The organism is Streptomyces sp. URMC 127 (genome assembly GCF_051386535.1).
Classification (GTDB): domain Bacteria; phylum Actinomycetota; class Actinomycetes; order Streptomycetales; family Streptomycetaceae; genus Streptomyces.
The window spans coordinates 34,988-58,245 of the sequence record NZ_JBPQTW010000006.1; the positions used below are offsets into that span (position 1 = coordinate 34,988).

Genomic DNA, 23,258 nt, shown 5'->3' on the forward strand with positions numbered 1-23,258 from the left:
GAGGGACGCGGTCGGGCCGGGGCGTGTTGACGGGCTTCCGCGCCGCCCGGGGGCGCCGTGCTGCTGCTCGTCACCGGCTTCCGCGTCGTGCGCCGGACGTGCTGCGGGCCGGAGCGGAAGGATGCTGCCGTCGGTACGTGACGGCTTTGCGGGAGGGGCTGGGCGGATATGGGCGGACGGTTCTCGTGGGGCAGGAGGCTCGGGTGCGTGGTGGCGGCGTCGCTCGCCGCACTGGTGCACGTGGCGCCTGATGCGCTGGCGCATCCCTCGCACGCTGCTGCTACCCCTGCCGTGAGCTGCGCGGGGAGCAACACCATCTCGTTCTCGCCCGGTCTGTCGTTGGCCGCGCAGCGGACCCGGATCGGCGGCAGCGGTGCGTACAGCTGTCTTTCCACGGACCCGGCGCTGCGGTCGGGGACGTCCTCAATCAGCGGTGGCGGGCGGAACGGCTGCTTCTTCTCCGATGCGACCACCGTGGAGCGGATCGTCTGGAACACCGGGGAGCGGACGACGGTCGTCTACCACGTGGGGAACGTCCAGCAGGTCGCCGGCCAGGCGGTCGTCCTGGTCGCGGGCCGGGCGGTGGAGGGGAGGTTCAAGGGACGGACGGTGGCTTCGCCCGGGGTCCAGGCCACGCTCGATCCGCTGAAGTGCGCGTCGAAGGGCGGGGTGGAGCTGATCACCGGGCCGTCGACGCTGGTGATCGCCTGAGCGGCCGACCGAGCGGCCCGGCCCCTCCCGTCCGGGGGCCGCATCGCGTCAGAGGTCGCGGCCGTAGCGGATGACCAGGTCCAGCACGTACGCGGCGTCGGCACGCGTGCTGGTGGGGTTGATCGTGCACATGCGCAGCACAGTGGCCCCGCGCACCGTCGTGGTGAGCAGGACCGCCCCGCCGTCGGCGCACACCCTCCGGCTGATGCGCGCCTGCGCCGCGTCGGCGTCCCACGTCGCGGGCGCGTCGCGAGGCCGGTAGCGGAAGGTGAGGATGGCGAGACCGGGCGGCGTGACCAGCTCCAGCTCCGGGTGGGCCTCCACGAGCCCGGCGGCGTACTCGGCGAGCTCCGCGCCCTGCTCGACGGCCCGGCGGAAGGCTCCGGCGCCGAAGGTCTTCAGGGAGAGCCAGAGCTTCAGGGCGCGCAGACCGCGGCTCTGCTGCGGGCCGTGGTCGGAGAGGCGGACCTCCTCGCATGCCGGGGCGGCGGGGTGGGCCGGCCGGAGATACCCCTGGTCCAGGGCGTGGCGCGTGACACCGAAGGTCTTCGGGAGCAGTTCGGGACGCCGCAGCAGCACGCAGCCGATCTCGTAGGGCTGGAACAGCCATTTGTGCGGGTCGACGGTGAGGGAGTCGGCCCGGCCGAGGGCGTTGCGCAGATGGTGACCGCGCGGGGTGCCGGCGACGGCCGCGCCGTGGGCGCCGTCGACGTGCAGCCACAGGCCTTCCTCCCGGCACAGACCGGCCACGCGGTCGAGCGGGTCGACGGCCCCGGTGCCGGTCGTGCCGAGCGTGGCGACGACGGCGAAGGGACGCAGTCCCGCGCGGCGGTCACGGCCGATGCGCTCGGCCAGGGCACCGGCGTCCAGGCGCAGGTCGTCGTCCGGGGGCAGGACGGTGAGCTGCTCGCGGGTGAGGCCCAGGAGGTGCGCCGCCTGTGCGACGGAGGGGTGGGCCTGGGTGGAACAGTACAGACGGGCGTACGGCTGCGGGCCGTCGAGCCGGTGGTCGCGGGCTACGGCCAGGCAGGTCAGGTTGGCGACGGAACCGCCGCTGACGAACAGGCCGCCGTGGCTGTCCGGCAGGCCCAGGAACGTCTTCAGCCAGCGCAGCGTGGTCAGTTCGATCTGGGTGGGGCCCGCTCCGACGAGCCAGGCGCCGGGGACGGAGAGGTACGCGGAGGCCAGCGCGTCGGCGAGCACGGCCGGGAAGTTGCCGGTGGAGGGCACGAAGGCGAAGCAGCGCGGGTGGTCCAGCCGGGTCGCCTCGGCGAGCGCCCGCTCGGTGACGTGGTCGAGGAGGCCGGGCAGGTCGCGGGTGCCGTGTTCGGGGAGGGGTTCGTCGAGGGCGGCCCGCAGAGCGCCGGGGGAGGGGGCGTGGCAGGGCGGCCGGGAGCCGTGGGTGGTCATCCGGTCGATGACAAGGTCGACGGCGTGGCGTCCGGCCTCGCGCATCTCCCGTGCGTTCATCCGCAGCAGAGGCGGCTCCGCTTCACTGCTCGTGTCCTGGCCCCCGGTGCCCCGCTCGCCCTTCCCGGCACGCCCGCCCGCTCCGGCGTGCTCGTCCCCCTCGTCCGCGTCTTCCTCCGCGTCCTGCGCCGCGTCCGGCAGGAGGCTCGCGATCCAGGCAGCCGCGCCGGGCCGCAGGCGCGGACGGGGCCGCAGCTCCGCGACCGGCCCCGGGAACTGGACCAGCGCCAGCTCCTGGCCCGCGGCGACCGGCCCGGAGCGGGCGACGGCCCACCACAGGGCCTCGTCGCCGGCCGGCCGGGACATCACGGGCGGCCCGTGAAGCGGCCCGCTCACCGCGCGGCCGTCCCTGCGGTAGCGCCCCGCCGGAGGAAGGCGGCGCACCACGGTATCCGTACGGGCGTGCACCACGAGCTGACTGGGGCGCACGCCGCGAGGCAACTGCCGGGCCGCCGGCGGGGGCAGGGCGGGACGGAGGAAGGACAGGACGTGCAGGCCCAGGGCCGGCAGAAGTCCTGCCGCGCTCTCGGCTGCCTGGACCAGGGACACCACCGTCTGGAAGCGCGGATTGACCTCGACGGCGCGCAGCAGGCCGCCCTCCCCCACCAGGTCCAGGCCGAAGACACCGCGGAAACCACGTCTCCGCAGGACCTCGCCCACGCGGTACGCGGCCGCCCGGGCCTGTCCGTACAGCCCCTCGGGCAGGTCGTCCGGGCCGACGAGCTGGTTGCCGCAGTGCGCGCCCCAGGAGGCGCCCAGCTCGGGCAGCCCGACGAGCTGGTGGGAGACGGCCGAGACGACGGTGCGGTCCGGCCCGGCGCACGCGGTGACGGTCAGGGAGATCCCGGGAGCGAAGCGGCTGAGCTTGACGGGCTCGTCCGGCCAGGCGTCCAGGCAGGCCCGCAAGCCGGGCGGCCCGTCGACGAGGACGGTCCCGCGGCCGATGAGGTTGTTCGCCGCCCGCTGGGCGACGGCCCGCGGCCACCGGCCGCTCCAGTACGCCTCCGCCGGCTCGCGGTCCGCCGCGGGGATCACCAGGAAGGGCGGGACGGGGACCCTGGCTTCGGCGAACAGCCGGGTGGCCCTGATCTTGTCGGCGGCCCACGCCGTGACACTGGCCTCCGGGGCCAGCAGCCGGTAGCCGTGCGTGCGGGCCCACGTACGGGCGTTGTCCCCGTGCTCCGGAGCGAAGGACACACAGACGCGGCGTGGATCGGGCGGGCACGGCAGCAGGCCGGGCGGGAGGTCCGGCAACGGCTGCCAGGCCGAGACGGGCTCGTGCCGCAGCCAGGCGGGCGCCGGCTGGAAGGACGCGCTTACGGCGGGGCAGTGGTCGAGCCACACGACCTCGTCCACGAGACCGGCCAGCAGCCGCAGACCGGCCTCCGCGTCCACGCCATCGATGTCCTCCACGTCCTCCGCGTTTCTCACGGCCCGCGACGCGGCGCTCACCCCCTCACTCACATGCTGCACGGCCGCTCCTCTGCCGGGTGGTGTGCTGACGCAGGAGCGAGGCGCCGTCCGGCACGCAGCGCTCGCAGATCGCCGCGTGGGCCTTCCTGTTCCGTCGCTGCGCCGCCCGCAGCAGGGCCGCCTCGTGGTGGATCGCGGCGAGGGGAGGTGCCGGCGGTGACGGGCGTGACAGGTCTGCGAGCGCGGCCCTGAGGGCGTGCATCCGCTCGGTCATGACGTGGTGCTCCCGATTGAGCGTTCCCGAGAAGCCCGGTGCGGTGAACGGCGGCTCCATCGTGGGCCGTACGTCGTGCGCGTAGACGGAGGCGGGGAAGTCCGAGGCGTAGGCCATGGCGGCGGTGGCCGCGTCGTACAGCGTCCGCAGCCGCTCCAGGCCGTGGCCGGCGGACGTCCACCGTGCCGCGCCCACTGCGGCCAAGGTGTCGTCGAGGGTGCTGTTCATGGTGGTCAGCAGGAGGTGGAAGAGCTGGTGGCCGAGTTTCCAGCGGCGCAGCGCGTCGCCCGGGCCGTCGGCGGGACCGTCCGCCGAGGATCCCGCAGCGGATCGCGCCCACGCGGCGAGGGTGGCGTGCGAGGCGTGCAACAGACCGGTCAGGACCGCGGCACGCTGGGAGTCGTCCAGGCCGGTGTGCGGAAGGTCGGCGAGGACGGCTGCCTGGAGCGCCAGCACATCGCGCGTCCAGACTGTCAGGTCCGGCGCCCGACGCGCGATGTGGAAGTAGCGGTCGTAGTCGGCGGTCGTGGCACCGGCCGCCGCCCGCGCGGGGATGCGCGCGTCGGTGGCCAGGGTCAGCGGCGTCAGCGGTGCCGGCGGCGTGTCGCCGTTCATCCGCCGCACTCCCGGGCAGCGTGCCACGACGTCTTGGCCAGCCGCTCCACCCGCTGGTGCAGGCGCTCCAGATACGGCTCGCTCTCCGGTTTCATCAGCACGCTGCGCAGCACGTGGGTGTCGCCGGCGTCCGCGACGGCACCGGCGTGGCGGGCGGTGAACGCCCCGGCGGTGACACGGGCGACGCTGAGGAAGACGGGGTCCTCCTTGGCGTTCATTCCCCGGTGCATCACCTCCTTGCTCGCCGCGCCGACACGGGACAGGCAGGGCGGTGAACTGCCCGGGGGAGCCGGGTAGTACGTCACGATGTCGAGTTCGGGAGGCTGGTACGGCTCCAGGTACGGGGAGTCGCTGATCAGCCCGGCCCAGCGGACGGCGGCCCGCCGCCCGGCGGCGAGCACCGCTCCGAGCCCGCCGGGGGTGAGCGGCAGCAGCTTCAGCGTCAGCCACAGGGCGGCGGCGGCCGCGCCGGAGCGGGAGCATTCGAGGCTGATCTCCCCCAGGTGGGGCCGGCGGGAGGTGAAGTAGGTGTAGGGCGAGTCGTGCCGGAAGAACCGGGCGACGTCCGGGTCCGCGAACAGCACCGCCCCGCACCCGTACGGCTGGAGGCCGTGCTTGTGCGGATCGATCGCCACCGAGTCGCACTGCGCGAGCGCGCGCAGAGCCTCGCGGGTCTCCGGCGCGACGGGCGCCTGCTCCCCGTCGGCCAGCAGCCGGAAGAAGCCGCCGTAAGCGGCGTCCGCATGGACGCGCACCCCGTACCGGCGCGCCAGCGGGACGATGCGGTGCAGTGGATCGACGGCTCCCAGCGCGGTCGTGCCCGTGGTGGCGACGACCGTCCCGGCGGCCCCGGTGGACAGCAGCCGCTCCAGCCCGCCCATGTCCATGCGCCCGCGAGCGTCCACCGGCACGGTGAGGACGGGGACGCCCAGCAGATGGCACATCCGCGCGTGCGTGTAGTGCGCCTCGGCGCTGACGGCGACCCCCGTACCGGGGCGGCTCTCGCGGGCGACGAACAGCGCTTCGAGGTTCGCCTGGGTGCCGCTGCTGGTCAGGTGCCCCACGTGGGCCTCGAAACCGGCCATCTCCGCGAGCTGCTCCACCACCTCCTCCTCCATGACGGAGGTCGCCGGACCGCCGTCCAGCGCGTGGTTGTTGGAGTTGACCAGCATGGCGGCCGCATAGCCGGCGACCGCCACCGGGTGCGGCGGCTTGAGCATCTGACCCGCGTAGCAGGGGTGGAAGAACGGGTAACTGCCGCGCAGCCGGGCGATCAGCTCCTCGAACGCCACCTCACAGGCCGCTTCGTCGACCGCCGTCGCGGCATGCGGCGCGAACTCGTCGTACGTGCGCGCCCACTCCCGGAAAGCCTCGGCTCCCCGCCCGAGCCAGTACGCCAGCTCCATGCCCACCCCCGGTCCCGGCCTCCCATGACCCGATCACCATAGCGGCGGAAAATAACCCCATCACGACAATCGGCGGCAATCGCCTGAACGAGGCAAGTGGGCCGTTTGGTTGCTCGGGACGGAGCGCGCCCGCCCCCGGGTTTGTCTGTTTAGAGATTGTTGACCGTTTATACAGTGCTGCCCACGATGGTCGAGACCACTCGGTAAAGGACGCACCACCCCACCGGAAAGGTCCCGCCATGTCGATGCAAACCAACCGCCCGCTCAAGACCCGCGCCGCAGCCCTCACGGCCGCCGCATTACTCGCGGCCGGCGGGCTCCTGACCGCCGGCGGCACGGCACACGCCGCGCCCACCGCGTCCGACACCCTCGTCAACGGCGGCACCCTGACCCCGGGCGCCGGCCTGGAGAGCGGCAACGCCCACCTCGTCATGCAGGACGACGGAGACCTCGCCCTCTACACCTCCGGCGCCGACGGCACCGGCCGGCAGCTGCGCTGGCACTCCGGCACCACCGGCGAGGGGAACAGAGCGGAGCTGCGCGCCGACGGCAACCTCGTCGTCACCGCGCAGGACGGCACCGAGCTCTGGCAGAGCCGGACCGGCAGCGCGGACTGCCCGCACATGCCCTGGACCAAGCTCATGGTCCGTTCCCACGGCGACATGGCGATCGTGGCGGGGCAGGACAGCGAGGCCCCGTACTACATACCGCTCTGGTCGGCGTCCTTCGGCCTCCAGCCCCCCTGCGGCTCCTTCACCCGGTGAACGCCCCCGCCCCGGGACTGAGATTCGCCCTGCTCGGCCCGGTGCGGGCCTGGTGCGACGGCGTGCCGGTGGAACTCGGCCAGTCCAGGTCGCACGAGGTGCTCGCGGTCCTGCTGGCCGCCGCCGGCCGGACCGTGGCCCTGCCGCTGCTCGTGGAAGGGGTGTGGGACGAGGGCGACCGCCCCTCCCGGGCGGAGCACTCCGTCCGCACCCACGTGTGGCGGCTGCGCCGGGCCCTCGCCCGGCACACCGCCGAGCCGCTGCTCGCCACCGTCGGCAACGGCTACGCGCTCCGGGTGCCCGCCCCCGCCGTGGACACCTGGGCCTTCGAACGAGCCCTGGCGCGGGCCCGGGAGATCCGGGCCTCGGGCGGCACCCCCGGGCAGGCCCGCGACATCCTGGCCGGCGCCCTGGAGCTGTGGACCGGCGAACCGCTGGCCGGACTCCACGGCCCCCACGCCAGAGCCCTGCGCGCCCGCTGCGCGCAGGTGCGCAGGGCTCTGCTGGAGGCCCGGCTCGAACTCGACGCCGAGCTCGGCGACCGGCCCCACCTCGTGGCCGAGGCGGGCGCCCTGGTCATGGAACACCCGTCGAGCCAGCGGCTGCGCGCGGTGCAGATGCTGGCGCTGTACCGCTCCGGCCGCCAGGCCGAGGCCCTGGGCGTGTACGAGGACACCCGGCGCCACCTCGCCACCGAACTCGGCCACCTGCCGCCCGCGGAACGCGCCCCCGGCGCCGAACTCACCGCGCTGCACCAGCGGATCCTGCGCTCGGACCCCACCCTGCGCCGCCCCGGGACGGACCGCCGGCCGCAGCCCCCGGGCGGAGCCTCCCCTTCGCCGGGCAGCGCCTTTCCTTCCCCCGTCACCGGCTTCACCGGACGCGACGAGCAGCTCCGGGAGCTCACCGGCATGCTCACCGGCCCGGACACCTCGGCCGTCGTCGTCTCGGCGGTCAACGGCATGGCGGGCGTCGGCAAGACCACCCTCGCCGTCCACACCGCCCACGCACTCGGCGAGGACGCCTTCCCCGACGGACGCCTCTACGCCGACCTGCGCGGCGCCGACGCCGCACCCCTCGACCCCCATGCCGTACTGGCCACCCTGCTCGGCGGGCTGGGCATCGCCGACGAGGACATCCCGGAGGACGCCGGCGAGCGCACGGCCCTCTACCGCTCCCTGCTGGCCGACCGCCGGATGCTCCTGCTGCTGGACAACGCGGCCTCCTGCGAGCAGCTCAGACCGCTGATCCCCGGCACCGCCGACTGCGCCGTCCTGGTCACCAGCCGCGCCTGGCTCACCGGGCTGGCCGGGGCGCGGCACCTGCGGCTGGACGTCATGCCGCAGGCCGAGGCCCTCGACCTGCTGCGGCGGACCGCCGGCCGGCGCGCCGTGGACGCCGAGCCCGAGGCCGCCGCCGCGCTCGTGGCCGCCTGCGGCCACCTGCCGCTGGCCCTGCGGATCGTCGCCTCCCGCCTGGCGGCGGAACCCGGCCGGTCCCTCGCCGGCATGGTCCGCCGCCTCGCCGACGAACGCGGCCGCCTGGACGAACTGCGCACCGGTGACGCCGCCGTGGACGCCGCCTTCGAGCTCTCCTACGCCACGCTCACCACCGAACAGGCCCGCGCCTTCCGGCTGCTGTCCGTCCTGGACGTACCCGACCTCGCCCTGCCGAGCGCCGCCGCCCTGCTGGGACTCGGCACCGAGGAGACCGAGGAGCTCCTCGAATCCCTCGTCGAACTCAGCCTCCTGGAGACCCACCGCCTGGACCGCTACCACTTCCACGACCTCGTCCGCGCCTTCGCCCGGTCCCGGAACACCCGCGAGGACCCTCCCGCGACGACCTCCCGCGCCCTCGCCGGCCTCCTCGACTTCTGCCTGGCCACCGCCCGCAACGCCGACGCCGTCGCCCACGCGGCCGGACCCGACGAACGCACGCTCATCGACGCCGCGCCCGCCTCGCCCGGCCTCGCCTTCGCCACCGCGCAGGAGGCCACCGACTGGATGCGCGAGGAAACCGCCCTGCAACGCGCCCTGATCGCCCGCGCCTGCGCCGACGACGTCCTGCCGCTGGCCCAGGCCGCCGATCTCGCCGACCGGCTGAACACCGTGCTCTCCGGCATCACCCACCTGACCGCGGTGTCCGAACTGGCCCGCCGGGTCGCCGAGGTCGCCGCCGGACGCGGCGACAGGCCCTCCGAGGCCCTCGCCCGCTACGTACGAGGGAACGCCCTGTGGCACGCCAACTCCTTCCCCGAGGCGCACAAGGAGCTCCATCGCAGCCTCGGACTCTGCGAGGGCGACGCCGGCCTGCGGCTGCGCGCCTCGGCCCACCTCACCCTGTGCGCCCACGCCCGGGTCCGCGGCCGCTTCGACGACGCGCTCGTGCACGGCGAGGCGTCGGTGCGGCTCTTCCGCACGCTGGGCGCGGCGACCGCCGAGGGCACCGCGCTGGGCGAGCTCGCCTTCAACTACGCCCGTCAGGGCCGCCTCACAGAGGCGCGGGCGGCGGCCGAGCGCGGAGCGGAGCTGCTCGGCGGCCGGGAGTCGGTGTCCACGGCCATCGGCCTGTACTACCTGGCCCGGGTCCTGCGGCTGTGCGGCGACCGGGACGAGGCCCTGCGCCGGGCCGGTGCCGGCCTGGCCCTCTTCCGCACCCTGAACGTGTCCTCCTTCGAGGCCGCGTCCGGCAACCTGATCGCCGAACTCCACGCGGAGCAGGAGGGCGAGGAGGGGTACGCGCTCGCGGCGCAGACCGCCGAGACGTTCCTGCCGCTGGCCCGCAAGGTCAGCGCGATGCTGGAAGGCGGTCTGCTCAGGACCCTCGGCCGCAGCCTCGTCCACCTGGGGCAGCAGGCCCGCGCCGACGCCTGCCTGCGGGCCGCCCTGGCCCTCTTCGAGGGCCTGCGGGCCGAGCAGGACGCCGAACAGATCCGCGGGCTGCTCGCAACAGCTCCGTTTATCGCGCGGTGAACGGCGGGCGGCAGTCTCCGTGACACAGCAAGAACCGCCACTCCCACCGATCTCCAGGAGGAACCCGATGAAGTCCGCTCGCACCCTCGCCGCCCTCGGCCTCGGCACCCTGGCCACCGTGGCCGCCCTCGCCTCCCCCGCCTTCGCGCAGGAGTCCGGGCCCGCGCGCAGCACGGCGAACCAGCACTGCGTGGTCAACACCGACGACGGCGACAAGGCGTGCTTCGCCACCTACAGAGAGGCCGTCGCCTACGGTACGAAGGGCCGCGTCACCGACGCCCCGAACGACGCCCGGGCCGCGGTCAAGGACCAGAAGTTCCAGGAGCGCCTGAGCGGTCCGCGCAGCGAGCACGGCATCAAGCTCGCGAAGAGCGCCCGGTCCGCCGCCCCCGAGAACCGGGCTCTCGCCACGGTCTACCGCGACAAGGACTTCGGCGGCGGCTCGGTCACCTTCACGGGCAGCCTCGGCTGCGGCTTCCGCTACCCGGAGTTCGCCACCATGGGGTCCGACTGGAACGACGCGATCAGCTCCACCGCCTCCGGCCAGTGCGACATCACCCTCTACCAGCACGACAACTTCCGCGGCTTCAGCCAGACCTTCCGCGGCAACGTCCCCTACGTCGGCGACGCCATGAACGACCAGGCCAGCTCGGTCAGCTTCACCGGCTGACCCGTACCGCCCGGGCGGTAGCCCTGCCCCCGCACCGGCGGGGCCGGCCGCCGTCAACCCGTAGCGTTCCGGTGCCCTCAGCGGGCAGCCGTGGCTAGCGTTCCCCTCGCCGGTTCGCGCGAGCCGTCGCCCGACGAGCCGCGACGCACCCCACCCGTCCCGTTCCGATTTGACCCGAGGGGGAAGGACGCCACGTGCTCCACGGTCTCTCCGGACGCGCACTGCGCTTCGTTCTCGCCGCGGCAGTCACCGCACTGCCCGCGCTGGTGACGACGCCCCCGGCCGCCGCGCAAGCCCGAGCCGCCGGATTCGCCGCCTCGTGCCCGGCGGCAGGCTTCATCTCCGACCCCTACGGCGGAGCCCGCAACCACGACGGCATCGACATCGCCAACGACTACGGCACACCGATCTACGCCGTCGGCGACGGCGAGGTCATCAACTCCGGTCCCGCCCAGGGCTACGGCCAGTGGATCCGCATCCTGCACCCCGACGGGACGGTGACCGAGTACGGGCACATGTTCCAGCGGGACGTGGCCGTGGGGGACCGGGTGACGGCCGGGCAGCGCATCGCGCTCATGGGCGCCGAGGGCGAAGCCTCCGGCCCCCACCTGCACCTGCGGGTACGGCGCGACACCAGCATGAACCGCGGCATCGACCCCGTCCCCTACCTCGAGGAACGCGGCGTGGGCATGCCGTGCACGCCGGGCCGGCGGCCCGCGCCGGCGCCGCTCGTGTATCCGGTGGAGCCGGGCCGGGTGGTGTCGGCACGGTCGGCCGACGGCCGGCTGGAGATCTTCGCGGCCGGGGCCGACGGGGTGCACCACGCCTGGCAGACCCGGGCCAACGGCGGCTGGTCGGAGTGGGAACGGACGGGCGGCCCCGGCAACGCGCAGCTCGCGATCGCCCCCAACGCCGACGGCCGCCTGGAGGCGTTCGCGGTCAACGCAGACACCGTCCGGCACCGCTACCAGCTGTCGCCGTCCGGGGCCTGGTCGGACTGGGAGGAATTCGGTACCGGCGGAAGCACGGTCGCAGCCGGGGTCAATGCCGACGGCCGCATCGAGGTGTTCGCCTCCGGTCCGGGAGGCGTCTTCCACCGGTATCAGACCGCGCCCAACGGCGGCTGGTCGGGCTGGGAACCCACGGGTGGTGGCCCCGCGGCCGGCCGGGTGAAGATGGAGAAGGCTCCCGACGGCCGTCTTGAGGTGTTCGTGCTCAACGGAAGCGTCTTCCAGCACCAGTACCAGACCGCCGTCAACGGCGGCTGGTCGCAGTGGGAGGACTTCGGCGGCGGAGGCCACGACCTGACGGTCGACCACAATGCCGACGGCCGGCTCGAAGTGTTCGCCTCTGGCCCTGTCGGGGTGTTCCACAAGTACCAGACGAACCCCACCAGCTGGTCGGAGTGGGAGCCCGTGCGAGGCCCCGCCGACTCCCGGCTCACGAGCGACCGCACCGCCGACGGGCGCGTGGAGGTCTTCGCCGTCAACGGTGACACCGCCGCGCACATCTGGCAGAAGGGCCTGAACGCCGCCTACAGCGACTGGGACGACTTCGGCGCCGGCGGAACCGGGATCACCGCCGCTGCCAACGCCGACGGCCGCATCGAGGTCTTCGGCACCGGCCGGGACGGGGTCACCCACAAGTGGCAGACCGGGTTCAGCACCTGGTCGCAGTGGGCCCGGGTGAACAGCACCTCCGGCCCGCCGATCACGTGACCCGGCACCGTCCACGGCCGGCCGGACCGACGAGGCCCGGCCGGCCGCGGTACACCTGCCGCGCTGCCCGGACGTAAGCGGGAGGGTCACCGCTCCCCGTGGTGCCGGTGCCGCCCGGGATGCCGCAGGTGCATCCACACGTTCCGGGCCCGGCGGCCCGCCTCGGCGCGGCTGCGGGCGACCAGCTGGTGGGCCTGTTCCGGTGTTTCCACCATCGGGCCCGAGCCGCGCAGCGGCTTGCCCGCCGTCTCGTGGAGGAAGAAGGCCGAGAAGAAGCCGATGACACCCGCGCCCATCAGGTAGTAGGCGGGGATCATCTTGTTGCCGGTGCTCTCCAGCAGCGCCGAGACGACCAGCGGTGTCGTGCCGCCGAAGAGCGAGACGGAGATGTTGTACGAGACCGACAGCGCGCCGTAGCGCATACGCGTCGGGAAGAGCGCCGGAAGGGTGGCCGCGGAGGTGCCGGCGAAGACCACGAGCAGCAGGCCGAGCATGAAGCAGCCGAGGGCCGGCAGCAGCGCGCCGCCGGCCCGGATCAGCAGCAATGCCGGCACGGCCAGGGCGACCAGGGCGGCGCTGCCGGTCATGAACAGCGGGCGGCGCCCCCAGGTGTCCGAGCGGCGGCCCACGGTGGTGATGGTCAGGGCGACGAGGACCATCGTCGCCAGGACGAGCAGTTGCGCGGTCGTCGGGTTCTGACCGAGCGTCTCGGTCATGAACGTCGGCAGGTAGGACGTCACGACGTAGTTGGTGACGTTGTAGACCACGACCAGGCCCATGCAGATCAGCACGGCCTGCCAGTGCCCGGTGAAGATCTCCTTGAGCCGGCCGTGCCCGGACTGGCGGCCCTCCTCGGCGTGGGCCAGATCCGCCTCGCTCTCCGCCTCCGCGCGGAAGGCGGGCGTCTCCTCCAGGCGCATGCGCATGTAGAGGCCGATCAGCCCGAGCGGCCCGGCCACCAGGAACGGCAGCCGCCAGCCCCAGTCGGTCAGGCCGTCGGTGCCCAGGGCCGCGGTGAGCACGGTCACCAGGCCCGAGCCGAGCGCGTAGCCGACGAAGGTGCCGAAGTCGAGCCAGCTGCCGAGGAACCCCCGGCGCTCGTCCGGGGCGTACTCGGCGATGTACGTGGTGGCCCCCGCGTACTCGCCGCCCGTGGAGAAGCCCTGCACCAGCCGGCACACGAGCAGCAGGACGGGCGCGGCGACGCCGACCGTGGCGTACCCGGGCAGCAGGCCGACCGCGAACGTGCTGACCGCCATCATGATCATGGTGGCGGCGAGCACCCGCTGCCGCCCGATGCGGTCGCCCAGCGGGCCGAAGACCAGGCCGCCGAGCGGCCGCACCACGAACGCCGCGGCGAAGGTGGCGAAGGCGGCGATCACCTGTGCGCCGGACGAGCCGGAGGGGAAGAAGACCTTGCCGAGCGTGGCCGCCATATAGGCGTACACCCCGAAGTCGAACCACTCCATCATGTTGCCGAGCGCCGCGGCGGAGACGGCGCGGTGGACCTCGGGGCGGTCCGTGACGGTGACGTCCTCGATGGTCAGCATCTTCTTGCGGCGCCGCAGCAGCGTCCTGAGCATCCGGTCGGTGGCCGACGTCCCGCCGCGCTGCGGGGCGCCGCGCCCGGATGCGGGCTGCTTGCCCGGGAACCTTCTGCGATCGGCGCTCACTGCTCCACCTGCGGGGTCGGCTACGCCCTAAGTCTTCACACACGACGCGCGGTGCGGGCTGCGCCACACCAGTACTCCCCCGTTTACCCCGGATTACCCCGGAACGCGGTAACGGCCAGGCGCGGCTTCAGGCCGCCAGCACCTCCGGGTTGGCGCAGTGCGCCAGGGGCTTGCCGCTCAGGAAGCGGCCGACCTCCGCGGCGACGATCCGGGCGGCCTTGTGGGCGACCTGCCGGCTGCCGCCCGCGATGTGCGGGGTGAGCACCACGCCCGGAGCGGACAGCAGGCGGGCGCCGGCGGGCACCGGTTCGGCGGGGAAGACGTCGAACCCGGCGCCGGCCAGGTGCCCGGACTCCAGGGCGTCGCAGACGGCGTCGTAGTCGACCAGGGCGCCGCGCGCGCAGTTGACGAGCACGGAGCCGCGCGGCATGGCCGCGATCTGCGCGCGGCCGATCAGGCCGCGGGTCTCGTCCGTCACGCGCGCGTGCAGCGAGACGATGCGGGAGCGGCCGAGCAGCTCCTCCAGGGTGACCTGCTCGGCCAGGCCGGCGAGCGCCTCGGCCGGCACGTACGGGTCGTGCACCAGGACGCGCGCGCCCATGGCGACCAGAACACGGGCCACGCGGGAGCCGATGGCACCGAAGCCGACCAGTCCGACGACGCAGCCCTCTATCTCGATGCCGCAGGCGTCGTAGTCGTAGTAGTCGCCGCGCCACGTGCCCCGCTTGAGGTCGGTGTGGACGTCGCCGACGCCGCGGGCGGCGGCCAGCAGCAGGGCCAGGGTGTGCTCGGCGGTGGCGGTGGCGTTGCGGCCGGGCGCGTAGCTGACGGCCACGCCGTGGCGGGTGGCGGCGGCCAGGTTGGCGTTGACCGGGCCGCCGCGGCTCACGCAGAACAGCTCCAGGTCGGGGCAGGCCTTGAGGACCCGTTCGGTGAGCGGCGCCATCTGGGTGACGCACACGCGCACCCCGCGCAGCGCCTCGATCAGCTCGTCCTCCGTGCCCGACGCCTCGTCGACCTCGCCGACCGGCCCGAACGGCGTGTGCGGCCAGGGCAGGGTCAGCTCGCGCACGTCGAGCGCGGCCTGCGGCGCTGCGGCGCGGAGTTCGCCGGTCAGCAGACGGGGGAGGACGAAGTGGTCGCCCGCGGCGAGGACGGTGGTGGTCACGGTGGTGCTCCTGGAGACGGTGGGAAGGGTCAGACGTGGCTGGGGTTGCCGGCGGTGACCGGCGCGTTGAGCCGCAGCAGGGACGCCTGCCCCTCGCGCAGCCGCAGCTCGGTGAGGGCCCCGTTCTCCAGGGCCGGGAAGACGGCGCGGTAGCGGGAGAGGGGGATGCCGAGCAGCGCGCACAGGGCGAGGCGCAGCAGGGTGGAGTGCGCCACCACGAGGACGCGGCCGCCGGGGAGGTCGCGTGCGGTCTCCGTCAGGCAGGCGACGGCGCGGGCGGCGGCCGCCGCGGGGTCCTCGCCGCCGGGCAGGTGATGGGTCACCGGGTCGTCCAGGAAGGCGGCCAGTTCGGCGGGGAACGCCTCGGCCATCTCCCGGCGCGTCAGCCCCTCGCCGCGCCCGAAGTCGACCTCGGTCAGCCGCTCGTCCACGCGCAGGGGCAGCCCCAGCGCCGTCGCGGCGGGCTGCGCGGTGAGGCCGGCGCGCGACAGCGGCGAGCACATCACGGCGTCCAGCTCCTGCCCGGCCGCCCAGGCGGCGAGCGCCTCGCCCTGCCGGCGGCCGCGCTCGGTGAGGGCCACGTCGGTCCGGCCCGCGTAGCGGTTCTCGGCGTGCCAGGCGGTCTCGCCGTGGCGTACGAGGAGGAAGTCGGTCACTGCTCGGCCTTTCTGCGGGCGTGCGCCGCCACGGCGGGGTCCAGCCAGCCGCGGCGGGTCAGTTCGTCGGCGAAGTCGAGGTAGCGGGGGAGCAGGCGGGCGGTGCGCGCCGGGTCGGGGTGCAGCTCCGCGCGCATCCGGACCATGGCGGCCGCCGCGTCCTCCAGCGTGGCGCCCGAGGCGGTCGCGGCGAGCACCGCCATGCCGGTGGCGCTCCCGGACCGCTCGGGCAGCCGGACCGCGCGGCCCAGCACGTCGGCCCGCAGCTGCGACCAGTAGGCGTTGCGGGCCCCGCCGCCGGTGAGCGCGACCGGGCCGTCCACCGGGGCGCCGAGGAGCTCCAGGTAGTCGAAGCAGAGCCGTTCGAGGCAGGCCACGCCGAGGAGCAGGGCGTGGAAGCGCTCGGCGTCGCCGGAGGGCTCGCCCAGGACGAAGGGCGTGGCTTCGGGGGCGCGGAAGGGGAAGCGCTCCCCGCCCCCGCCGGTCAGCGGATAGGCGATGTCCGTGGAACCGGACGCGGCGGCCTGCCGGGTGAGGGCGCCGAGATCGGCCCCGGGGAAGTGCCGGGCGATCACCCCGGCGCCGCTGCTGGACGCCCCGCCGGGCAGCCACCGGCCGCCGGGTCCGCGGTGGCAGTAGACGACGCCCGCCGGGTCCCGCACCAGGCCGCGGCTCACGCCCTTGAGGACGAGGGTGGTTCCCAGGACGGAGTTCCAGGCGCCCGGTGCGAGCGCCCCCGCCCCGATCTGCGCGGCACAGCCGTCGGTCATGCCCGCGACGACCGGAGTGCCGGCGGGGATGCCGGTCTCGCGCGCGGCGCCGGCGCACACGGTGCCGAGGACGGTTCCGGGGCGCACGACGTCGGGCAGCAGCCCGTCCGGGACGCCGAGGGCCGACAGCTCCGCCTCCGGCCAGCGTTCCCCGGCAAGGTCGTAGCCGGTCTTGAGGGCGTGGCTGGCGTCCGTGGCGGTCTGCTGTCCGGTGAGCCGCCAGGTGATCAGGTCCGGCTGGTGCAGCAGTCGCGCACCGGCGGGCAGCGGCCCCTGGTCCAGCAGCCACAGCAGCTTCGGCAGTGCCCAGGACGCCTGCATGGAGCGGTAGCCGGATGCCTCCCACGCCGCGCGGCCGGTGGTGTTGACGCGTCCGGTGTACGCGTGGGCCCGTCCGTCGTCGTACATCAGGCCGGGGGTGAGCGGCGTGCCCCGGCTGCCGGCCAGCAGGATCGTGCCGGACGTGGCGTCGACCGCCAGGCCGCGCACCCGCTCGGGAGCGATGCCGGCGAGGGCTTCGCGGCAGGCGGAGGCGAGTGCCGTCCACCACTGCTCGGGGTCCTGCTCGTGGCGTACGCCCTCGCGCCGGCTGCTCAGCGGCCGGGAGGCGGGGATCGGGGAATCAGGCATGTGCGGCTTTCGCTACGGGTGCGGGGGCCGACGCCTGCGCCGGTACGTGCGCGGGCGTGGCTGCGGACGCCCAGCCCAGGGAGCGGGCGGCGTCGCGCCAGGTCAGGAAGCCGGCGTAGAGCTCGTCGTAGAAGGCGCTGCGTTCGGGGCGGGGTTCCCATCCGGCGCGCATCCGCACGTACTTGGCGGCTGCTTCGCCCATGCTGCTCTCCGCTCCGGTGAGCACCAGCCCGGTCAGGAACGCGCCTTTGGCTCCCAGTTCGGTGTCGGTGCTGCGGGCCGTGGGCACCCCGGTGACGTCGGCGATCAGGCGGCACCAGTCGTCGCTGGCCGATCCGCCGCCGCACAGGCGCAGTTCGCGGACCTCGGTGCGGGAGGCGTACAGGCAGTCGCGCACCACGAGGGACAGGCCCTCGAAGACGGCGCGGGCCAGATGGGCGGGGGTGTGCTCCAGCGACAGGCCCCAGAACGTGCCGCGGGCGCGCGGGTCGAGGAAGGGGGCGCGTTCCCCGGCGGGGGAGAGGTACGGCAGGAAGGCGAGCCCTCCGGCGCCGGGCCCGACGGCGGGTCCTGCAGTCGATCCCGCACTTGATCCGGCACTTGATCCGGCATCCGGTCCGGTGCCCCGCCCGCGGCCCGGCCCTCCGCCGAACGCCAGCTCCCCCAGCGCGGCGGGCCCCGCGACGCCGAGGGTCCGCGCCGCCCAGTCCAGGACCTCCGTGCCCGAGAGGGTGGGGAACGCGCGCAGGACGCGATCGCGGCCCCCGTAGGCGATGTTGATGCCGCAGGGCTCGCCCGCGGTGTCGACGCGCGTGGTGACGATCTCCGTGCACAAGGTGGTGCCGAGGATGCCGCAGGCCTGCCCCGGGTCGACCACGCCGGCGCCGCGTGCGGTCGCGGCGATGTCGTACGGGGCCATGACCATGGGCAGTCCGGCCGGCAGGCCCAGCTCGCCGGCCGTGCGCGCGGTGATCTCGGCGACGCGCTCGTGCTCGCCCAGGACGCGCGGCAGGAGGCGGCGCGCCCAGGTGAGGCCGAACAGCTCCAGGACCTGCGGGTCGTAGTCGCCGGTGGCGTGGTCGAGGAAGGGCGCCGACGCGTCGGACTCGTCGATCGCGGTGACGCCCGTGAGCTTCAGGAACAGCCAGCCGGCCGCCGTGAGCGCCGTCGCGGAGCGGTCGAGCCGCTCCGGGTCGTGCTCCGCCAGCCAGCTGATCACCGCGTTGGGCATGCCGCCGCACGTGAGGGAGCCGTTGCGGCGGTAGGCCTCCGCGAGGACGCCCGCGGACTCCCAGCGCCGCAGCAGCCCGCCCGCGCGGCCGTCGGACCACAGCACCGCCGGACCGGTGGGGCGGCCCCGGTCGTCGACCAGCCAGCAGCCGTCGCCCTGCGCGGTGAGGCTCACGAGCCGCACGGGGCCGGCGTCCGGGCCGAGCCCGGACAGGGCGCTGCGCACGGTGCGGACCACGCCGTCCCACACCGCGTCCATGTCCTGCTCCGCCCAGCCGGGGCGGGGCCGCAGGACCTCGGTGGCGACGCGCGCGACCGCGATCTCCTGCCCCTGGTCGTCGAAGACGACCGACTTGATCACCGACGTGCCGGCGTCGATGGTGAGAACCGACATGACTTCGGATACCTGCCTCTTCGCAGTGGCCGCGTCACCGCGGAGGGCCCTGCCCCCGGGGACGACGGCCGGTTCGCGGACGTAGCGAAACCTGCCGCCGGACGGGGCGTCAATCGGCCACGGCCCATTTCCCGCGCGGCAGGACGCGTGCGGTGTGAGGTCCCGCGCGGGACCGCCGCCGACGGGAGACGCCCGCCGACCGTCGTGTTAGGTTCATGTGAGTTTCACACGACGGAGGAGGGGCGGCGTGACCCGCGAGGACGGCCAGGAGGAACGGCGCCGGCAGCTGCGCGACCTGGTCGCGGACAGGGGATTCGTCCGGACGTCCGCGCTGGCCGAGGAGTTCGGCGTCAGCGTGATGACCGTGCACCGCGACCTCGACGCCCTGCAGGCCCAGGGATGGCTGCGCAAGGTGCGCGGCGGCGCGAGCTGCCTGCCGTCGGCACAGTTCCACGGCAGCGTCGGCGAACGCATGACGACGATGGCGCAGACCAAGCAGCGGCTGGCGCGCGCCGCGGCCGAGCTGCTCGCGCCGGGCCGGGTCGTCATGATCGACGACTCCACGACCTGCCTGGGCCTGACCGGGCAGATGGCCGCCCGCACACCGCTGACCGTCATCACCAACGCCCTGCCCGTCGTCTCCGCGCTGGCCCGGGAGCCGGGGATCTCGCTGATCGCGCTCGGCGGCACGTACTTCCCGGCCTACGACGCCTTCATGGGGCTGCACGCCGCGCAGAGCGCGCAGGCGTACCGCGCCGACGTGCTGTTCATGTCGACCACCGCCGTCACCGGCGGTCGCTGCTACCACATGTCGCCGGAGACGGTGCAGGTCAAGCGGGCGATGATGGCGTCCGCGAGCCGGCGCGTGCTGCTCGTCGACCACACCAAGTTCGCCAACCAGGGGCTGTACGCGCTGGCCCCGCTCACCGACTTCGACCTGGTCCTCGTGGACGACGCCGCCCCGGCCTCGGAAGTGCGGCGGCTGCGCGAGCAGGGCGTCGAGGTCCGCGTCGTCCCTGCGCGCTGACGGGGCGGCGGCCTGTGTGAGGTCTGCGCGCTGACGCCGCGCGACCCGTGTGAACTTCACGCACACTTCACGCGCGGGAGGGTGTGTACGGCCCTGCCGGCAGCCCTGCCGGCACCTTCCTGAGCAGGGCCGACGGCCTCCGGCCAGGCCTGCGTGTTGCTCTCCCGGCAGCGATTTCACGCCACCGCCCGGAGCCGCCGCGGGGGCTTTGCGTCACCGCGTTGACGCCCGCACCGCCCCGCTCCATCGTGGCGCTTCGTCGCGGCGCACCCCGATACGCCCACCCCCCGTGCGCCGCTCTCCTCCCACTCCGCACAGCCTCCGGAAGAGGTGGTTGCCGTGACCGCAGTCATGGACCCCGCATCGTCGGCCGACCGCGCCGCAGACCGCGCCGGCCGCGCGCCCCGAAGACACCGGCTGGACCGCGCCGGCCTCCCTCCGGCCCTCGCCTGGGGCTACCTCGGCGTCCTCGTCTTCATGATCGGCGACGGCGTCGAGTCCGGCTACCTCTCGCCGTACCTGCTGGACGAGGGCCTGTCCGAGCAGCAAGTGGCCCTGCTGTTCAGCGTCTACGGCGTGACCGCCGGCATCGCCGCCTGGTTCTCCGGCGCGCTGTGCGACCTGTGGGGGCCGCGCCGCGTCATGGCACTCGGCCTCGGCATCTGGCTCGCTTTCCAGACCGTCCTGCTGCTCTTCGCCCTCCCCACGACCGACTTCCCCCTCCTGCTGGCCGGCTACGGCCTGCGGGGCCTGGGCTACCCCCTCTTCGCCTACGGCTTCCTCATCTGGGTGACGGCCGTGACGCCCCGGCAGCGGCTCGGCTCGGCGGTCGGCTGGTTCTGGTTCGCCTTCACCGGCGGCCTTCCCACCCTCGGCTCCCTGGTCGCCGGCCTCGCCGTACCGCGCATCGGCGCCTACCCCACGCTCTGGCTCGCCCTCGGGCTGGTCGCGGCGGGCGGCGCCCTCGCCCTGCTGCTCGTCCGCGAGCCCACCGGCCGCCGGCGCCTGGCCCCCGAGGGCGAACGCCCCGTCGCCACCCTCCTCGGCTCGCTCGCCATCATGTGGCGCAGGCCCCGCATCGGTGCGGGCGCGGTCGTACGGGCCATCAACACCGCGCCCCAGTTCGGCTTCCTGGTCTTCCTGCCGGTGTTCTTCACCGAGACGCTCGGCTTCACGCTCAGCGAGTGGCTGCGCCTGCTCTCCGCGATGTTCGCCACCAACATCTTCTTCAACCTGATCTTCGGCGTGGTCGGCGACCGCATCGGCTGGCAGCGCACCGTCGCCTGGTGCGGCGGCGCCGGCTGCGCGGTGACCACCCTGCTGCTGTACTACGGCACCGTCGCGGCCGGTGACGACTTTCCCGTGGCCGTGGTGCTGGTGAGCCTCTTCGGCGCCACGCTCGCCGGATACGTGCCGCTGTCCGCCCTGATGCCGTCCCTGGCACCCGACCACAAGGGCCAGGCGATGTCGGCCCTGAACCTCGGCGCGGGCGCCAGCACCTTCCTCGGCCCCGCCCTCGTGGGTCTCCTCCTCGGCCCCCTGGGCGTCGAAGGACTCATGTGGGTGTTCGCCGCCCTCTACCTCGCCAGCGCCTTCCTGACGGCGTTCCTGCGCCTGCCGGCCCCGGAAGCAGGCACGGACGGCCCGACCGGGCCGGCGAACGCAACCGCACACACCGCCGCCGTGGAGCGACAATCCGGCGCGGGCGCGTGATCCTGAAGCGGTGAACCCCTGCCGTCCCGAGGAGCCGCCCACGGTCGGAGTGGAGGAGGAGTACTTCCTCGTCCACCCCGGCAGCCGCGCCGTGGTGCCGGCCAGCGCGCGGGTGGTCGCGCGGGCCTCGGCAGCGCTGGGCGAAGACGTCGCCGGGGAGTTCACGGAATTCCAGGTCGAGGGCAGGACGCAGCCCTGCTCCGGCGCGCGGGAACTCCGCGCGGAGCTGTGCCGGGTCCGGACGGCCCTGGCGGACGCGGCGCGAGCCGAAGGCCTGCGCCTGTGCGCGTCCGGAACACCGGTCATCGCAGACGCAGACGCAGACGTATCCGGGGACAGAAGCGGTGACAGCACGCTCACGTACATCAGCGACCACCCCCGCTACCGCGCCGGAGTGCTGCAGTACCGCAGCATGCTCGACGACTTCGCCGTGTGCGCCTTCCACGCGCACGTGCACCTGCCCGACCGGGAGACGGCCGTGCTGACCTGCAATCACCTGCGGCCCTGGCTGCCGCTGCTGGTGGCCATGAGCGCGAACTCGCCGTACCACCGCGGCCGGGACACCGGCTACGCCGGCTGGCGCGCGGTGATCCGCAGCCGTTTCCCCTGCCTGGGCCCGCCGCCGTACGCCGCCTCCCTGGCCGAACACGAACGCCTCGCCACCGCGATGGCCGCGACCGAGGCCATGCTGGACCCCGGCATGCCGTTCTGGGACGTGCGGCCGAACCCGCACCTGCCCACCCTGGAAGTGCGTGCCATGGACGTCCTGCCCGACGTGGCCGACACCGTGGCGCTCACCCTGCTCATCCGGGCCCTCGTCGCGACGGCGGCCTCGCGCGCGGCCGCCGGCGACCCCGGCCCCCGCACGGGCGCGGAGCTGCTGCGCGCCGCCTACTGGCGCGCCGCGCGGGACGGCTGGCCGGGCCACGGCGCGGACCCGCTCACCGGTCGCGTGCTGCCGTACGCCGTGCAGGCGCAGAAGCTCGTCGGCCACGTACGCCCCGCACTGCGCGCGTACGGCGACGAGGACGAGGTCACGGCCTTCCTGGACCGCCTCGCCTCGCGCGGCCCGGGCGCCGAGCGTCAGCGCGCACGGATGGCCGCCGAGGGGCGGCTGAGCGCGGTGGTGGACGGCCTGGTACGGGAGACGTGCCCGGACCGGTGAGCGCGCTGCGCACGAGGCGGCGGCCGCCCGTGCCGGTTCAGCGCGGCAGGAGCGTCGTCACGAGGACGTCCCGGCGGGCGTGCCGTGCCGGATCGAGCGGGCGGATCGGTGAGACCTCGTGCAGGGTGCGCCGGTCGTCACCGAGCAGCAGGCTGCCCGGCTCGCTCAGCGTCGTCGTCAGCAGGTGCGCACCGTCCGCGTCGTACACCGAGCTGTCGCCGCCGGTGGCGTTCTCGCGGCCGATCAGCAGCGAGGAGACCAGCGTGACGCCGTCGCGGTGGCGGCCCTCCGGGGTGGGCTGCCCGGTCCGCCCGGCCGAGGCGATCACCCGGAACGGGTGCACCTGCACGACCCACTCGTCGCGGTCCTCCAGGTGCGCGGCGACCCGCCCCAGGAGCCCGATCAGGGACGCCAGCAGGGGATCGGCGGCGCAGGCGCCGGTCAGCGGCTCGAAGTGCCGGTCCACCCCGACGTACATCGGGTTGCTGGCCTCCGGCTGGACGAACGCGTCGTTCGGCCGGGCGGTCAGGCGCCCGTCCCGGGCCAGGGTGAAGATCCCGTAGCGGCGCAGGCGGCACGTGCCGTTCTCCGCCGCGTACGGATCGGCCACCAGGTCGTCCCAGTGGGCGGCGAACCTCGCCCAGTCCGCCGCGCCGGCACCGAGGCACGCCGAGACCTCGTCCGGCGGCATGGGATGGGCCCCGGCCGACGCCAGGGCCCGCCGGGCCGCGTCGACCGCCGGTTCCGCGCGTGTCGTCCTCCGGGTCACCACGTCTTCATGTTCCGCCGACCGCCCGCCCGCCGCATCCGAACGCCGCG

17 protein-coding genes are annotated in these 23,258 nt (G+C 74.4%); 8 read left to right on the forward strand and 9 right to left on the reverse strand.

What is annotated here, in order from left to right:
- Positions 1–207: 207 nt before the first annotated feature.
- Positions 208–711 carry a hypothetical protein gene (locus ACSNOH_RS03210; protein ID WP_436719620.1) on the forward strand — a complete coding sequence of 168 codons (504 nt, stop codon included), beginning with the start codon at positions 208–210 and terminating at the stop codon, positions 709–711.
- A 48-nt stretch (positions 712–759) separates the two neighbouring features.
- Here the strand turns inward: ACSNOH_RS03210 and ACSNOH_RS03215 are convergent, their stop codons facing one another.
- Genes ACSNOH_RS03215 through ACSNOH_RS03225 form a run of 3 tightly spaced genes read right to left on the reverse strand, consistent with a single transcriptional unit; the run spans position 760 to position 5,889 of the window.
- Entirely contained in the window at positions 760–3,594 is a 2,835-nt protein-coding gene (locus ACSNOH_RS03215; RefSeq protein ID WP_436719621.1) for a pyridoxal-dependent decarboxylase, read from the reverse strand.
- 43 nt (positions 3,595–3,637) lie between these two features.
- Positions 3,638–4,483: a hypothetical protein gene (locus tag ACSNOH_RS03220; protein ID WP_436719622.1), complete on the reverse strand. Its 846-nt coding sequence runs from the start codon at positions 4,481–4,483 to the stop codon at positions 3,638–3,640.
- Complete coding sequence (locus ACSNOH_RS03225) at positions 4,480–5,889, reverse strand: pyridoxal phosphate-dependent decarboxylase family protein (protein WP_436719623.1); 1,410 nt, start codon at positions 5,887–5,889, stop codon at positions 4,480–4,482. Before ACSNOH_RS03225 ends, ACSNOH_RS03220 begins: the two co-directional genes overlap by 4 nt.
- 239 nt (positions 5,890–6,128) lie before the next feature.
- On the opposite strand from ACSNOH_RS03225, the gene ACSNOH_RS03230 reads away from it, so the two are divergent.
- From ACSNOH_RS03230 to ACSNOH_RS03245, 4 genes are all read left to right on the forward strand, one after another.
- Positions 6,129–6,653 (forward strand): hypothetical protein, encoded by a 525-nt coding sequence (locus ACSNOH_RS03230; RefSeq protein WP_436719624.1) that lies wholly within the window; start codon positions 6,129–6,131, stop codon positions 6,651–6,653.
- Positions 6,650–9,625: an AfsR/SARP family transcriptional regulator gene (locus tag ACSNOH_RS03235; protein ID WP_436719625.1), complete on the forward strand. Its 2,976-nt coding sequence runs from the start codon at positions 6,650–6,652 to the stop codon at positions 9,623–9,625. Before ACSNOH_RS03230 ends, ACSNOH_RS03235 begins: the two co-directional genes overlap by 4 nt.
- 67 nt (positions 9,626–9,692) lie before the next feature.
- On the forward strand, positions 9,693–10,295 hold the full coding sequence (locus ACSNOH_RS03240; protein WP_436719626.1) for a hypothetical protein: 603 nt from the start codon (positions 9,693–9,695) through the stop codon (positions 10,293–10,295).
- 194 nt (positions 10,296–10,489) lie between these two features.
- Entirely contained in the window at positions 10,490–12,013 is a 1,524-nt protein-coding gene (locus ACSNOH_RS03245; RefSeq protein ID WP_436719627.1) for a peptidoglycan DD-metalloendopeptidase family protein, read from the forward strand.
- A gap of 86 nt (positions 12,014–12,099) precedes the next feature.
- Here ACSNOH_RS03245 and proP read toward each other — a convergent pair whose 3' ends face one another.
- From proP to ACSNOH_RS03270, 5 genes are all read right to left on the reverse strand, one after another.
- Positions 12,100–13,596, reverse strand: a complete 1,497-nt coding sequence (gene proP, locus ACSNOH_RS03250; protein ID WP_436719656.1) for a glycine betaine/L-proline transporter ProP — start codon at positions 13,594–13,596, stop codon at positions 12,100–12,102.
- A 217-nt stretch (positions 13,597–13,813) separates the two neighbouring features.
- Positions 13,814–14,854 carry a 2-hydroxyacid dehydrogenase gene (locus tag ACSNOH_RS03255; RefSeq protein WP_436719628.1) on the reverse strand — a complete coding sequence of 347 codons (1,041 nt, stop codon included), beginning with the start codon at positions 14,852–14,854 and terminating at the stop codon, positions 13,814–13,816.
- A 29-nt stretch (positions 14,855–14,883) separates the two neighbouring features.
- Positions 14,884–15,510 (reverse strand): histidine phosphatase family protein, encoded by a 627-nt coding sequence (locus ACSNOH_RS03260; RefSeq protein WP_436719629.1) that lies wholly within the window; start codon positions 15,508–15,510, stop codon positions 14,884–14,886.
- Complete coding sequence (locus tag ACSNOH_RS03265; RefSeq protein ID WP_436719630.1) at positions 15,507–16,910, reverse strand: FGGY-family carbohydrate kinase; 1,404 nt, start codon at positions 16,908–16,910, stop codon at positions 15,507–15,509. The genes ACSNOH_RS03260 and ACSNOH_RS03265 overlap by 4 nt, the downstream gene beginning before the upstream one ends.
- Positions 16,903–18,534, reverse strand: coding sequence for an FGGY family carbohydrate kinase (locus ACSNOH_RS03270; protein ID WP_436719631.1), 1,632 nt, complete (start codon positions 18,532–18,534; stop codon positions 16,903–16,905). Before ACSNOH_RS03270 ends, ACSNOH_RS03265 begins: the two co-directional genes overlap by 8 nt.
- A 247-nt stretch (positions 18,535–18,781) precedes the next feature.
- Here ACSNOH_RS03270 and ACSNOH_RS03275 point away from each other — a divergent pair, with 247 nt between their 5' ends.
- From ACSNOH_RS03275 to ACSNOH_RS03285, 3 genes are all read left to right on the forward strand, one after another.
- The gene (locus ACSNOH_RS03275) at positions 18,782–19,561 is read left to right on the forward strand and encodes a DeoR/GlpR family DNA-binding transcription regulator (protein ID WP_436719632.1); all 780 of its coding nucleotides are present in this window, start codon (positions 18,782–18,784) and stop codon (positions 19,559–19,561) included.
- Between the two features lie 339 nt (positions 19,562–19,900).
- The gene (locus ACSNOH_RS03280; RefSeq protein ID WP_436719633.1) at positions 19,901–21,274 is read left to right on the forward strand and encodes an MFS transporter; all 1,374 of its coding nucleotides are present in this window, start codon (positions 19,901–19,903) and stop codon (positions 21,272–21,274) included.
- Between the two features lie 10 nt (positions 21,275–21,284).
- Positions 21,285–22,439 carry a carboxylate-amine ligase gene (locus ACSNOH_RS03285; protein WP_436719634.1) on the forward strand — a complete coding sequence of 385 codons (1,155 nt, stop codon included), beginning with the start codon at positions 21,285–21,287 and terminating at the stop codon, positions 22,437–22,439.
- 37 nt (positions 22,440–22,476) lie between these two features.
- Here the strand turns inward: ACSNOH_RS03285 and ACSNOH_RS03290 are convergent, their stop codons facing one another.
- Complete coding sequence (locus ACSNOH_RS03290) at positions 22,477–23,211, reverse strand: 2OG-Fe dioxygenase family protein (protein WP_436719635.1); 735 nt, start codon at positions 23,209–23,211, stop codon at positions 22,477–22,479.
- Positions 23,212–23,258 lie beyond the last annotated feature (47 nt).